The organism is Micromonospora maris AB-18-032 (assembly GCF_000204155.1).
In the GTDB taxonomy this organism is placed as follows: domain Bacteria; phylum Actinomycetota; class Actinomycetes; order Mycobacteriales; family Micromonosporaceae; genus Micromonospora; species Micromonospora gifhornensis.
Genome location: NC_015434.1, coordinates 2,083,667 through 2,096,428, shown reverse-complemented (window position 1 = coordinate 2,096,428; position 12,762 = coordinate 2,083,667). Strand labels below are relative to the sequence as shown.

Genomic DNA, 12,762 nt, shown 5'->3' with positions numbered 1-12,762 from the left:
TCGTCGGAAGGATCCCCCGTGACGCCACCCCGACGTCGTCTCGCGGTACTCGCCGCGGCAACCGCCGTGGCGCTGGCCGGCACCACCGCCGGCACCGCGTACGCCGACCCCCCGGCAGACGCCCCCGAACAGATCAACAACGGCGACTTCAGCAACGGATCGTCGCCCTGGTTCTCCTATGGCACCGGCCCGCTCGGCGTGGTCGACGGCGAGCTGTGCACCACCGTCGCCGGCGGCCTGGCCAACACCTGGGACGCCGGCATCGGCCACGACGGCGTCCCGCTGATCGCCGGCGCCGAATACACCCTCGGCTTCGACGTGCACGCCACCCCGGGCACCTCGGTGACCGCCGTGCTGCAACTCGGCAGCGCGCCCTACACCGGCTACTACTCGGTCACCGCGGCCGCCACGCCCACCCTGCAGCGTGTCGAGCGGACCTTCGTCGCCTCGACCGACGACAGCCGCGCCCAGCTGATCTTCCAGGTCGGCGGCGCCGCCCAGGAGCAGACCGTCTGCCTGGACAACGTCTCGCTGCGCGGCGGCAACCCGCCCGAGCCGTACGAGCCGGACACCGGCCCCCGGGTCCGCGTCAACCAGGTCGGCTACCTGCCGCACGGGCCGAAGAACGCGACAGTGGTCACCGACGCCACCGAGGCGCTGCCCTGGCAGCTGAAGTCCGCCTCCGGCGCGGTGCTGGCCAGCGGCACCACCACCCCGCGCGGTGTCGACCCGGCGTCGGCCCAGAACGTCCACTCGGTCGACTTCTCGTCGTACCGCACCCCCGGGCAGGACGTGACGCTGACCGTGGACGGCGAGGTCAGCCACCCGTTCGACATCTCCGGCACGATCTACGAGCAACTGCGCTCGGACGCGCTGCAGTTCTTCTACATCCAGCGCAGCGGCATCGCCATCGACGGTGACCTGGTCGGCGAGGAGTACGCCCGCCCGGCCGGCCACCTGGGCGTCGCCCCCAACCAGGGTGACACCGACGTGCCCTGCCAGCCCGGCGTCTGCGACTACCGGCTCGACGTGCGCGGCGGCTGGTACGACGCGGGCGACCACGGCAAGTACGTGGTCAACGGCGGCATCGCCACCTACCAGCTGCTGAGCGCCTTCGAGCGGACCAAGAACGCGGCCACCGCCGGATTCGGCGCCGCCCTCGGCGACGGCACGCTGCGACTGCCCGAGCGGGACAACGGGGTACCGGACATCCTCGACGAGGCCCGCTGGGAGCTGGAGTTCCTGCTGCGCATGCAGGTGCCGGCCGGAAAGCCGCTGGCCGGGATGGCCCACCACAAGATCCACGACGAGAACTGGACCGGCCTGCCGTTGCAGCCCGAGGACGACCCGGAGCTGCGTGAGCTGCACCCGCCGTCGACCGCCGCCACGCTGAACCTGGCCGCCGTCGCGGCCCAGTGCGCCCGACTGTTCGCCCCGTACGACGCGGCGTTCGCGCAGCGCTGCGGCACCGCGGCGAAGACCGCCTACGCCGCGGCGAAGGCCAACCCGACCCGGTACGCCAGCCCGACCGACGGCAACGGCGGTGGCGCGTACGACGACAGCAACGTCACCGACGAGTTCTACTGGGCGGCGGCCGAGCTGTACCTGACCACCGGTGAGACCAGCTACCTGGCCGACCTGACCGCCTCGCCGCACCACACCGGCGACGTGTTCGACGCCCGTGGCTTCGGCTGGCAGAGCGTGGCTGCGCTGGGCCGCCTCGACCTGGCCACTGTGCCCAGTGGGCTGCCGACCGCCGAGGTGACCCGCATCCGGGCGTCGGTCACCGACGCCGCCGACCGCTACCTCGCCGAGATCGCCCGGCAGGCGTACGGGCTGCCGATGCCCGGTGAGGCCAGCAGCTACTTCTGGGGCGGCAACAGCAACGTGATCAACAACGCGATCGTGCTGGCCACCGCCTTCGACCTGACCGGGCAGGCGAAGTACCGCGACGGCGCGGTGCAGACGATGGACTACATCTTCGGACGCAACGCCCTGAACATCTCGTACGTGACCGGTTGGGGCGAGCACGCCGCGGAGAACCAGCACAGCCGCATCTTCGGCTACCAGCTCGACCCGAGCATGCCGAAGCCGCCCGCCGGCTCGCTGGCCGGTGGTCCCAACGCCGACCTGCAGGACCCGTTCGTGGAGCAACTGCTCGCCGGCTGCGCCCCGATGTTCTGCTACGTCGACGACATCGCCTCCTACTCGACGAACGAGGTGGCGATCAACTGGAACTCGGCGCTGTCCTGGATCGCCTCGTTCCTCGCCGACCAGGGCGACTCGGCGGCGGTGCCGGCACCGAGCTGCTCGGTGACGTACACCAACTACGGCTCCTGGCAGGGCGGCACCGGCTTCACCGGCCAGCTGACCATCCGCAACACCGGCAGCACCACGCTGAACGGCTGGACCGCCAAGTTCGCCTTCACCGGTGACGCCAAGGTGCGCGAGGCGTGGATGGCCGACGTGAAGCAGTCCGGTGCCACGGTGACCGCGAAGAACGAGTCGTACAACGGCAAGATCGCCCCCGGCGGCACGGCGATGTTCGGCTTCAACGCCACCACCGGCAAGGGCGCCAACCCCGCCCCCAACCTGATCACGGTCAACGGCGCTCCCTGCACCGTCTCCTGATCCCCGGGTGGGGTGCCGTCGGCGACCGGCACCCCACCCGGCCCCACCCCCGTCTTCCCCCACCACCACCCCACCAGGGCCCGGTTGATCAAGAGGTTTTGGTCTGGATTCCGCATCCAGGCGACCAGAACCTCTTGATCACCGGGCCCTCGTGGGTGGTGGGGGTGGGGTGGAGGATGGGGGGGATGGTGGATGTAATGGTGCGGGCGGGCGGGCCGGGGGATGCACAGGCGGTGCTGCGGCTGCTTGATGGCGCTACGGCGTGGTTGGTGGAGCAGGGGCGTACGGGGCAGTGGGGTACGGAGCCGGCTTCTGCCGACCCGCGTCGTGTTGCGCAGGCTGATGGGTGGGCCAAGGGGGGCGGTCTGTGGTTGGCGCAGGTGGGGGAACAGCCGGTCGGGGCGCTGGTGGTGGGTAGCGCCTATGACTACGTGCCACCGGCCACCGAACCGGAGCTGTACGTGAACCTGCTGGTCACCGACCGCGCGTACACCGGTGCCGGCATCGGCGGTCGACTGCTGGCGCACGCCGCCGACCTGGCTCGGGAGCGCGGCGTCGAGCTGCTCCGTGTGGACTGTTACGCCGGTGACGACGGCGCCCTGGTGCGCTGGTACGAACGTCAGGGCTTCACCCGCACGACCGGCTTCACCGTGGAACGTCCCGGCCGACCCCCCTGGCCCGGCCAACTCCTCACCCGCCGCCTCTGACCCCGGGGTCAGGGGTGGGCGAGTTTGGGGAGGACCTGGGTGCCGAAGGCGTCCAGGAAGGGGCGTTGGTCCTGGCCCACGTGGTGCAGGGCGATCTGGTCGAAGCCCAGCTCGATGTAGTCCTCCAGCCAGCCGGTGTGCCGACCGAGGTCGGCGGAGATGTTCACGACCTCGGCCAGCCGGGCCATCGGCACCTGCGCGGAGACCACGTCGAAGTGTTCGGGGGTGGCCAGGTCCCAGCAGACCGGTGGGGCGAAGACGTTGCTGCGCCACTGGTCGTACGCGATGGCTTCGGCCTCGGCCTGGGTGTTCGCCCAGCTCAGATGCACCTGGAGGTGCACCGGGCCGCGACCGCCGGCCTCCCGGTAGGCGTCGATCATGCGGCGGAGGTGTTCGGTCGGCGCGTTCACGGTGATCAGCCCGTCCGCCCACTCGGCGCACCAGCGGGCGGTCTCGACGCTGACCGCGGCCCCGACCAGCGCCGGCGGCTGCTCGGGGCGGGTCCAGAGCCGGGCCCGGTCGACCCGGACCAGGCCGTCGTGGCTGACCTCGTCACCGGCCAGCAGCGCCCGGATGATGTCCACGCACTCGCGCAGTCGCGCGTTACGCACGTCCTTGCGGGGCCAGGCATCGCCGGTGACGTGTTCGTTGGCGGCCTCGCCGGAGCCCAGCGCGGCCCAGAACCGGCCCGGGTACATCGCGGCCAGGGTGCCGATCGCCTGCGCGATGATCGCCGGGTGGTACCGCTGGCCCGGCGCGTTGACCACACCGAACGACAGCCCGGTGGCCTGTAGCGCGGCACCCAGCCACGACCAGGCGAACCCCGAGTGCCCCTGCCGCTCGCTCCACGGTGCGAAGTGGTCGGAGCACATGGCGGCGTCGAAGCCGACCTGCTCGGCGTGGCACACCGCCTCCAGCAGGGCACGCGGATGGATCTGCTCGTGGGAAGCGTGGAACGCGATCGCCGTCATGCCGGCCATCCCTACCCAGGCCGGCAGGAAAGTAAGCCGGACTACTCGGCGTGGGCGCCGGCACCGACACCGGCCGTTCCCTCCCCGATCCACACCGTCTTGACGTTGCAGAACTCGTGCATGCCCTGAGCGGACAACTCCCGGCCGTACCCGGAGTTCTTCACCCCACCGAAGGGCAGTTCGGGGTACGACGTGGTCATGCCGTTGATGAAGACGGCCCCGGCCACCAGATCGGTGGCGAAACGCTCCTGCTCCTGCGGGTCCCGGGTCCACGCGTTCGCGCCGAGCCCGAAGGCGGTGCCGTTGGCCACCTCGATCGCCTCGTCGTACGACGACACCCGGTACAACCCGGCGACCGGCCCGAACACCTCCTCGGCCCACATCCGCATGCTTTGGTCCAGGTCGGTCACGACCGTCGGCGGGTAGAACCAGCCCTCGCCGGTGGGCTTCTCCCCGCCGCAGAGCACGGTGGCGCCCTTGTCGACCGCGTCGCGGACCTGGGCGTCGACCTCGTCGCGGCCCCGCTCGCTGGCCAACGGCCCGACGTCGGTGTCGGCGTCCATCGGGTCGCCGACGCGCAGCGCCGACATCCGGTGCGCGAACGCCTCGGCGAAGGCCTCGTACACGTCGGTGTGCACGATGAACCGCTTGGCCGCGATGCAGGACTGGCCGTTGTTCTGGCACCGCGCCGTGGTGGCCACCTCGGCGGCCAGTTCCACGTCGGCCGAGGGCATCACCACGAACGGGTCGCTGCCGCCCAGTTCCAGCACCGTCTTCTTCAGCTCGCGGCCGGCGATCTGGGCGATGGAGCGGCCGGCGGGCTCGCTTCCGGTGAGGGTGGCGGCGCGTACCCGCGGGTCGGCCAGGATCTGCTCGACCGCGTCGGAGCTGACCAGCAGGGTGGTGAAGGCGCCCTCGGGGAAGCCGGCGCGGCGGATCACGTCCTCCAGCAGCAGCGCGGTCTGCGGCACGTTGGAGGCGTGCTTGAGCAGCCCGGTGTTGCCGGCCATCAGCGCCGGCGCGGCGAAGCGCACCACCTGCCAGAGCGGAAAGTTCCAGGGCATCACCGCGAGCACCGGCCCGATCGGCTGGTAGCGGACGAACGCCCGGGTGGCGGAGACCGCCGCCGCGTCGGCCGGGGCGTCGGCGAGGAACTCGGCGGCGCGGGCGGCGTAGAAGCGGCAGGCGGCGGCGCACTTGCTGACCTCGGCCTTGGCGGCGGCGTACGTCTTGCCCATCTCGGTGGTCATCAGCCGGCCGATGTCGTCGCGTTCCGCCTCCATCAGGTCCGCTGCCGCGGTCAACCACTGCCCGCGCTGCTCGATCGTGGTGCCACGCAACTGCTGGTACGCCAGGTCGGCCCGTTCGATCGCACCGCGCAGCTGCTCGTCCGACATCGGCTCGTACGTCTTGAGCACCTGGCCGGTGAGGGGGTTCGTGGTGGCGATGGTCATCAGGGCATTTCTCCCGTCACTCGAAGAGCGAGTGCCGTGCGCCGGGCTCCTCACGGCGGCGGGCGGCACGGCGGCGTTGGATGACGGCCAGGTCGACGACCGCGACCACCGCGAAGATCACGCAGGCGACGCCGAGCCAGGCCAGTTCGGCGCGGAACGCCAGCACCGCGAAGACGACCATGGTGACGAGCCCGAAGCTGGCCAGCACGAGCCGCAGGTTGAGCGCACTGTTCGCGTGGCCGACCGTGCCGCGGGCACGCCGTGGCTGTGATCTCGTCATCACTCCCACCTACCCGACAGCGCCCGAACTAACCGTCGGCACCGGATCCGGTGCCACTTAACACGCTCACCGCCCCGGCGACAGGGCTCTGCCACATCTCCGACAAGGCGGCACGAACACCACCCGCCCCACGCGTACAGTCACCATGCCATTGCTGCGCGCTACGAGGCTGGGGAAGTCATGCCGGGACGCTGGACAACGGCCGCCGTCTGCCTGCTCGCGTTTGTCGCTTTGGCCTGCGAGGCCGGTTCAGAGGTGACACCAAGGCCGACCGGCAGCGCCCCGCCCGGCTCCCCCAAGGTGGTCGCGGCCCTCGGTGACTCCATCACCACCGGTTTCGGCTCCTGCCTCGTGCTCACCTCCTGCGAACGCAACTCCTGGTCGACCGGGTCAGGGCTGCGGGTCGACAGCCACTACCGGCGGCTGCTCGACCGCAACCCGGGCCTGCGTGACAAGGCGTACAACCACGCCCGGCCGGGCGCCCGGGCCGCCGCGCTGGCCGGCCAGGCGGAGGCGGCGGTACGCGACCGGGCCGACTACGTGACGGTGCTGATCGGGGCCAACGACGCCTGCCGGGGCACGATCGAGGCGATGACCCCGGTGGCCGAGTTCCGGGCCGAGGTGGACCGGGGCCTGCGGGTGCTGCGCGACGGCCGCCCCAAGGCGCGGGTGCTGGTGGTCAGCATCCCCAACCTGTACCGGCTCTGGGAGGTCGGGCACGACGACTCCCGGGCGGCCCGGGCCTGGCGACGCGGCGTCTGTCCGGCGCTGCTGGCCGATCCGACGTCGACGGCACCGGCCGACCGGGCCCGCCGGGCGGCGTTCAAGGAGCGGGTCGCCGCCTACAACAGGCAACTGTCGGCCGCCTGCCGTGCCTACGGCTCCCGCTGCCGGTACGACGGCGGCGCGGTGCACCGGGTCAAGTTCGACCTGGACCTGGTCAACCCGTTGGACTACTTCCACCCGAACACGGCCGGCCAGTCCCGGCTGGCCGAGGTGACCTGGCGGTCCTCCGGCTACGCCGACTGATCGTCGTCCTCGGGAGAACGGCGGGGCTGGGGAATGTGCGGGTTGCCGTGCCGGCGGTAGTGGACACGCGAGCGTTCGGCGAGGTTCTTGGTGGCCGAGGAGTTCGCCCAGGTGCCCAGGATGATGGCGGCACCCGGCACGATCTTGGCGAAGACCCGTTTCGCAGCCCGCACCCCGGCCATCTGGGCCAGCCGGACACCCAGCCGCAGCATCGCCCGGCCGAGTGTCGTCTGGCCGAGTGTCGTCTGGCCGCCACCGCCGAACAGCGCCCCGGCCCGTTCCCGGCCCGCCGCCACCCCCAGGGCCAGCCGGGCACTCGACGTCACCTTGTGCACCTTCTGCAGGACCAGCAGGTCGGCGGCGCGGTCCGGGTGCGCCGGGTCGGCGCCGTACGCGGCGGCGATGTGCAGCACCATGCGGGCCTGCGTCCAGGCGAGCACGCCGACGTCGAGCACCGCGCCGGGCAGCCCGGCGGCGCCCGAGACGGCACCGGAGAGCCGGGCCTGGTTGACGAACCGACGTACCGCCTGCTCGGCGAGGGCTTCGGCGGTGACCTCGGGCCGCTGGGCACGGGCCTGCCGGACCCAACCGGCGGCCTCCGGGCCGAGCCGGCGCACCGCCTCCAACGCGAGATGCTCCGGGGCGTACTGCGGGTCCTGGCGCATCCGGTCCCAGAGGGTGACCGGTGGCGTCTCGGGGGCGTCGCCGGCGGGCCGGGGTCCCGAAGTTGCCGGGGTACCGGGCTGTCCGTCGGCCGCAGCCGGGTCGCTCATCGACTCTCCCTTCCGTGGTGCCGACTCATATGTACCCCGGCCCCGCAACGCCTTATTCGGGCAGGGTCGGGTCGAATCCGGGCCGCGCGGACCGGCGCGGCAGGAATGCGCCAGGATGGCGGGTACGTTCTGGCGATCGGGGAGCCGTGAACGAAGGTGACCCGTTACGCGCAACCAGGGAGGCCGCACCGGTGCTCGATCCACACGAGCTCTACGAACTCACCGACGATCTGCCCGACCTCGGGCAACCGGTCCTGATCCAGGCACTCACCGGTTTCGTCGACGCCGGCAATGCCAGCCGGCTGGCCCGCGAGCAGTTGCTGACCTCGCTGGAGTCCCGTCCGATCGCCCGCTTCGACCTGGACCAACTCTTCGACTACCGTTCCCGCCGCCCGGTGATGACCTTCGTGGAGGATCACTGGGAGAGCTACGACACGCCGGAGTTGGAGCTGCACCTGCTGCACGACGACGACGAGACCCCGTTCCTGCTGCTCACCGGGCCGGAGCCGGACCTGCAGTGGGAGCGGTTCGTGGCCGCCGTCGCCGGGCTCGCCACCCGGCTGGACGTACGCCTCACCGTCGGGCTCAACGCGATCCCGATGGCGGTGCCGCACACCCGGCCCGCCGGAGTGACCGCGCACGCCACCCGCCGCGAGCTGATCGTCGGTTACGAGCCGTGGCTGCAGCGGGTCCAGGTGCCCGGCAGCGTGGGCCACCTGCTGGAGTTCCGCCTCGGTGAGGCCGGCCGGGACGCGCTGGGCTTCGCCGCGCACGTGCCGCACTACGTGGCGCAGGCCGAATACCCGGCCGCCGCCGAGGTGCTGCTCGCCTCGGTGTCCCGCAGCACCGGGCTGCTGCTGCCCCGCGACGGGCTGCGCTCGGCCGCCGAGGCGGTCCGGGTGGAGATCGACCGCCAGGTGGCACAGAGCGAGGAGGCGGCCACCCTGGTCCAGGCGCTGGAGGAGCAGTACGACGCGTACGCCCGGGGTCGGGAAGGCAAGAACCTGCTGGCGGCGGAGAACGGTCCCCTGCCCACCGCGGAGGAGCTCGGCGCCGAACTGGAGCGTTTCCTCGCCGAGCAGACCCGCCCCAACAACGAATGAGGTGTAAGGAAGGGCCCCTTGTTAACGCCTGGTGCAGAGCAGGGGCCCCCTGTTAACAACCTCAGGGGTGGCGGCGCGCGGAGCCGCCCCCGATACGGCAGGCTGACACCATGCGCCTGGCGACCTGGAACGTGAACTCGGTGAAGGCCCGCCTGCCCCGGCTGCTGGACTGGCTCGCCGGCACCGAGCCGGACGTGGTCTGCCTCCAGGAGACCAAGTGCCCCGACGGCGCCTTCCCGGTCGCCGAGGTGGGCGACCTGGGCTACACCGTGGCCAGCCACAGCGACGGCCGGTGGAACGGGGTGGCCATCCTGTCCCGGATCGGCCTGTCCGACGTCACGGTCGGCTTTCCCGGCGAGCCCGGCTTCCCCGAGCCCGAGGCCCGAGCCATCGCCGCCACCTGCGACGGGGTACGCGTCTGGTCGGTGTACGTGCCGAACGGGCGCACCCCCGACGACCCGCACTACGCCTACAAGCTGGCCTGGCTGGCGGCGCTGCGGGACGCGCTGGACGCCGAACTGACCGACGGTAGAGCCCTGGCGGTCTGCGGCGACTTCAACGTGGCCCCGACCGACGACGACGTGTGGGACCCGGCGCTGTTCGCCACGTCGACCCACGTCACGCCGGCCGAACGGGCCGCCCTGGCGGCGTTGCGTGACCTCGGCCTCGTCGACGTGGTGCCCACCCCGATGAAGGGGCCGCACCCGTTCACCTACTGGGACTACCGGGCCGGGATGTTCCACCAGAACAAGGGCATGCGCATCGACCTGGTGTACGCCTCGGCGCCGTTCGCCCGTACGGTCAGCTCGGCGTACGTGGACCGGGAGGCCCGCAAGGGCAGGTCGCCCTCCGACCATGCCCCGATCGTCGTCGACGCCAGCCCCACCCCGAGCGTCGAGACGTTCTGACCGGGGCGAAGGACAACTCTGCGCCGTGGCAGGCGCGGAGCGCGTCTAGGGTGAGGGCATGGCAGTCGTGAAGATCAACGCAATCGACGTACCGCCGGGGGCCGGCGAGGAGTTGGAGAAGCGGTTCGCCGCGCGGGCGCACGCCGTGCAGAACTCGCCCGGCTTCCTCGGTTTCGAGCTGCTGCGCCCGGTCGCCGGGGAGAGCCGCTACTTCGTGTACACCCGCTGGGAGAGCGAGCAGGCCTATCAGGACTGGGCCGCCGGGCCCGCTCGGGCCGCGCACGCCGCCCCGCCCGGCGCCGAGCAGCGCCCGCCGGTGGCCACCGGCACCAACCTGCTCGAATTCGAGGTCGTCCAGCAGGTCCCTTGAGCCGAGACGGACGCTAGGCGGGGCGGGTCGTGGTGTGGGTGGCGAAGGCGATGACGTTGTCGGCGTATCCGGTCGGGCCACCGACCCACTGACCGCCGCAGGTGATCAGCCGCAGGCTCGGCGGGCCGTCGTGGCCGTAGATCCGGTCGGCCGGCAGTTCGTCCTTGGGGAAGCGTTCGACGGAGTTGACGGTGAACACCGCCACCGAGCCGTCCTCCCGCTTCACCTCGATCGTGTCGCCGACGCGCAGCTTGTGCAGGTCGTAGAAGACCGACGGGCCGGTCTTGGTGTCGACGTGGCCGACGATGACGGCGGGACCTGGCTCGCCGGGCACCGGTCCCCGGTCGTACCAGCCGGTCTCCTCGTGCCGGCTCAACGGCGGCACGTCGATGGTGCCGTCCGGAGCGTCGCCGACCGGCTTCACCGCGGCGGAGATGTCGACCGCCGCGACGGTGAGGCTCACCGGTCGGGGTGCGGTGGGCGCGGCGGGCACGCCCCGGGTCGACGTCTCGCCACCGGCAGCGGTCACCCACTGCAGTGGATCGCCCACGCTGCGCCCCAGCCCGGCGCCGGTGGCGAAGACACCGAGCAGGACGAGCACCACGGCCAGCGGCAGTGACCAGGGGCTACGGCCTGATCGGGTGTCCCGTCGGGCCGGCTTGGTGGTCGCGGACTTTCCGGCGTAACCGGTCAGCCGGGGCGGTCTGGCAGAGCCACGCGCCGGGTGACCGGTCGGCGCCGGACGCTCGGGGGTCGGTGGTGCCGGGCGCTCGGGGGTCGGTGGCTGCGGCACGAAGAGGTCGGGGTGGGGGCCGGTCGACCGCCGCGCCGGATCGCCGGCGGGCGGCACGAACATCTCGGGTCGGGGTACGGGGCTCGGTCGGCTACCCGGCGCACGGCCGGTGCGTACGCTCCCGGTGCCTCGCACCGCGCCCAGCGGCCGTGAGCCACGGGCGGAGTTGGTGGGGCGGGATGCCCGTGCGGCGGCCATGGCGGGTCACCGGCCGGTCTGGCGACGCCGGGCGGCCACGACCCAGAGGATCGTGCCGCTGACGGTCAACGCGAGCCCGCCGGGCAGCAGCAGACCGGAGGTGCCCCCGGCCCCGCCACCGAATCCGGTGGCCGGTCCCCGGCTGGGTTTGACGGCGCGGACCACCTGGAGCATCGTCGAGGCGCTCTCCCCGCCCCGGCACTCCAGCTTGACCCGGTAGTTGCCGGGCAGCACCCGGTCCTTCACCTGGGCAGTGCCGGTCAGCAGCCCGCGTTGCGGCTGCACGGCGACCCGGCCGAAGGCGTCCGACACCGCGATGGCGCCGACGGAGTTGTCCTGGCAACTGGCCCGCAGGCCGACCAGATGTCCCGGTTCCACGGTGCTCGGGCTGACCTCGATGAACACGTTCGGGCCCGGCGGCTGCGGGGCGGCGACCGGCTGCCCCACGACGTGGGCGGCGGCCGGACCGGCGGCCCGGGCGGGCGTCGGGGCCCCGACCAGGGCCATGGCGAGCAGTGGGGCGACGGTGATGAGGGTGAGCACCGGGGCCGCGAAGGTGGCGGCCGACAACGCTGGGCGAGTACGGGTCACTGACACGATGCCCCCTCCCGGCGCGACGGAGCAGTCGCCGGGCGCCGCCGGACACCCGGTCTGCCGTACGGGATGATGGTCTCACCCCCGGTCGTACATCACATCCGATCCGGCACCGTGCTCGCGTAAGCTCGGTTCGCTGTGACCTCCACCGAACCGATCTCCGCAGGCACCGCGCCGCATCCGGCGCGGGCGATCCGCACCTTCCACCCGCGGCGCGGCCGCATGAGCGACCGGCAGACGACGGCGCTGCAACAGCTCTGGCCGGTGTACGGCCTGCGCGTCTGCGATGCCGTGTCGTCCGATCCTGCCGTGCCGTTCGATGCTGCCGGGCTCTTCGGCCGCCGGGCTCCGCTGGTGGTGGAGATCGGGTCCGGCATGGGTGACACGACGGTCGAGATGGCCGCCGCCGACCCGGATCGAGACTATCTGGCGGTCGAGGTGCACACGCCCGGAATTGCCAACCTGCTGGACCTGGTACACCGGCGTGAGCTGCGCAATGTCCGCGTCGCCGAGGGCGACGCGGTGGAGTTGCTGCGGGCGATGCCGGCGGACTCGCTGGACGCGGTGCACGTCTTCTTCCCGGACCCGTGGCCCAAGTCCCGGCACCACAAGCGGCGGCTGATCCAGCCGACACACGTGGCGTTGCTGCGCTCCCGGCTGGCCGTCGGCGGCACGCTGCACTGCGCCACCGACTGGGCGGAGTACGCCGAGGCGATGCGGGTCACCCTGGACGCCGACCCGGGCCTGGTCAACCTGCACGACGGGTACGCGCCGCGGCCCGCCCACCGGCCGGTGACCCGGTTCGAACGGCGGGCGCTGCGCGCCGGCCGCCCGATCGCCGACCTGATCTACCGCCGCCGCTGAGAGGTAAGGAAGGGCCCCTTTTCAACGCCTCGTGCGGTAAAGGGGGCCCCTGTTAACAGCCGGCCCGGCGAAACCGGTCACCCGGTT

General features: G+C 72.1%; 13 protein-coding genes. 7 read left to right on the top strand and 6 right to left on the bottom strand.

The features are described 5' to 3' along the window. The first annotated feature begins 18 nt into the window (after positions 1–18). Both VAB18032_RS09605 and VAB18032_RS09600 read left to right on the top strand, forming a co-directional pair. Positions 19–2,631, top strand: coding sequence for a glycoside hydrolase family 9 protein (locus VAB18032_RS09605; protein WP_013732609.1), 2,613 nt, complete (start codon positions 19–21; stop codon positions 2,629–2,631). Between the two features lie 185 nt (positions 2,632–2,816). Next, the gene (locus VAB18032_RS09600; RefSeq protein WP_086011276.1) at positions 2,817–3,338 is read left to right on the top strand and encodes a GNAT family N-acetyltransferase; all 522 of its coding nucleotides are present in this window, start codon (positions 2,817–2,819) and stop codon (positions 3,336–3,338) included. Positions 3,339–3,346: 8 nt separating this feature from the next. On the opposite strand, the gene VAB18032_RS09595 is transcribed toward VAB18032_RS09600, so the two are convergent. The 3 genes from VAB18032_RS09595 to VAB18032_RS09585 are packed head-to-tail and all read right to left on the bottom strand — an operon-like array spanning position 3,347 to position 6,043. Further along, on the bottom strand, positions 3,347–4,309 hold the full coding sequence (locus VAB18032_RS09595) for a TIGR03885 family FMN-dependent LLM class oxidoreductase (RefSeq protein ID WP_013732607.1): 963 nt from the start codon (positions 4,307–4,309) through the stop codon (positions 3,347–3,349). A gap of 41 nt (positions 4,310–4,350) precedes the next feature. After that, positions 4,351–5,763 (bottom strand): NADP-dependent succinic semialdehyde dehydrogenase, encoded by a 1,413-nt coding sequence (locus VAB18032_RS09590; RefSeq protein WP_013732606.1) that lies wholly within the window; start codon positions 5,761–5,763, stop codon positions 4,351–4,353. 16 nt (positions 5,764–5,779) lie between these two features. Then, complete coding sequence (locus VAB18032_RS09585; RefSeq protein ID WP_013732605.1) at positions 5,780–6,043, bottom strand: DUF6343 family protein; 264 nt, start codon at positions 6,041–6,043, stop codon at positions 5,780–5,782. 180 nt (positions 6,044–6,223) lie between these two features. Here VAB18032_RS09585 and VAB18032_RS09580 point away from each other — a divergent pair, with 180 nt between their 5' ends. Further along, positions 6,224–7,072, top strand: a complete 849-nt coding sequence (locus tag VAB18032_RS09580) for a GDSL-type esterase/lipase family protein (protein ID WP_043720226.1) — start codon at positions 6,224–6,226, stop codon at positions 7,070–7,072. On the opposite strand, the gene VAB18032_RS09575 is transcribed toward VAB18032_RS09580, so the two are convergent. Further along, a complete protein-coding gene (locus VAB18032_RS09575) occupies positions 7,060–7,845 on the bottom strand; it encodes an EcsC family protein (protein WP_013732603.1) in 786 nt (261 codons plus the stop codon). The two genes, VAB18032_RS09580 and VAB18032_RS09575, sit on opposite strands and share 13 nt — an antisense overlap. A 191-nt stretch (positions 7,846–8,036) precedes the next feature. Between VAB18032_RS09575 and VAB18032_RS09570 the strand changes: the two genes are divergently transcribed. From VAB18032_RS09570 to VAB18032_RS09560, 3 genes are all read left to right on the top strand, one after another. Continuing rightward, positions 8,037–8,948 (top strand): proteasome assembly chaperone family protein, encoded by a 912-nt coding sequence (locus VAB18032_RS09570; protein WP_013732602.1) that lies wholly within the window; start codon positions 8,037–8,039, stop codon positions 8,946–8,948. Positions 8,949–9,058: 110 nt separating this feature from the next. Continuing rightward, positions 9,059–9,856 carry an exodeoxyribonuclease III gene (locus VAB18032_RS09565; RefSeq protein ID WP_013732601.1) on the top strand — a complete coding sequence of 266 codons (798 nt, stop codon included), beginning with the start codon at positions 9,059–9,061 and terminating at the stop codon, positions 9,854–9,856. A gap of 58 nt (positions 9,857–9,914) precedes the next feature. Next, positions 9,915–10,226 (top strand): antibiotic biosynthesis monooxygenase family protein, encoded by a 312-nt coding sequence (locus VAB18032_RS09560; RefSeq protein WP_043720221.1) that lies wholly within the window; start codon positions 9,915–9,917, stop codon positions 10,224–10,226. A gap of 13 nt (positions 10,227–10,239) precedes the next feature. Here VAB18032_RS09560 and VAB18032_RS09555 read toward each other — a convergent pair whose 3' ends face one another. Then, positions 10,240–10,920 carry a class F sortase gene (locus tag VAB18032_RS09555; RefSeq protein ID WP_043723628.1) on the bottom strand — a complete coding sequence of 227 codons (681 nt, stop codon included), beginning with the start codon at positions 10,918–10,920 and terminating at the stop codon, positions 10,240–10,242. Positions 10,921–11,223: 303 nt separating this feature from the next. Then, positions 11,224–11,817, bottom strand: coding sequence for a hypothetical protein (locus tag VAB18032_RS09550; RefSeq protein WP_126712605.1), 594 nt, complete (start codon positions 11,815–11,817; stop codon positions 11,224–11,226). Positions 11,818–12,033: 216 nt separating this feature from the next. On the opposite strand from VAB18032_RS09550, the gene trmB reads away from it, so the two are divergent. Beyond that, positions 12,034–12,675, top strand: coding sequence for a tRNA (guanosine(46)-N7)-methyltransferase TrmB (gene trmB, locus VAB18032_RS09545; RefSeq protein ID WP_223165746.1), 642 nt, complete (start codon positions 12,034–12,036; stop codon positions 12,673–12,675). Positions 12,676–12,762: the final 87 nt, after the last annotated feature.

Excerpts from the sequence above, each read along its gene's own strand:
- VAB18032_RS09580 (WP_043720226.1), top strand. The coding sequence starts at position 6,224 with ATGCCGGGACGCTGGACAACGGCCGCCGTCTGCCTGCTCGCGTTTGTC.
- VAB18032_RS09600 (WP_086011276.1), top strand. The coding sequence starts at position 2,817 with ATGGTGGATGTAATGGTGCGGGCGGGCGGGCCGGGGGATGCACAGGCG.
- VAB18032_RS09595 (WP_013732607.1), bottom strand. The coding sequence starts at position 4,309 with ATGACGGCGATCGCGTTCCACGCTTCCCACGAGCAGATCCATCCGCGT.
- VAB18032_RS09585 (WP_013732605.1), bottom strand. The coding sequence starts at position 6,043 with ATGACGAGATCACAGCCACGGCGTGCCCGCGGCACGGTCGGCCACGCG.
- VAB18032_RS09575 (WP_013732603.1), bottom strand. The coding sequence starts at position 7,845 with ATGAGCGACCCGGCTGCGGCCGACGGACAGCCCGGTACCCCGGCAACT.
- VAB18032_RS09565 (WP_013732601.1), top strand. The coding sequence starts at position 9,059 with ATGCGCCTGGCGACCTGGAACGTGAACTCGGTGAAGGCCCGCCTGCCC.
- trmB (WP_223165746.1), top strand. The coding sequence starts at position 12,034 with ATGAGCGACCGGCAGACGACGGCGCTGCAACAGCTCTGGCCGGTGTAC.
- VAB18032_RS09590 (WP_013732606.1), bottom strand. The coding sequence starts at position 5,763 with ATGACCATCGCCACCACGAACCCCCTCACCGGCCAGGTGCTCAAGACG.
- VAB18032_RS09560 (WP_043720221.1), top strand. The coding sequence starts at position 9,915 with ATGGCAGTCGTGAAGATCAACGCAATCGACGTACCGCCGGGGGCCGGC.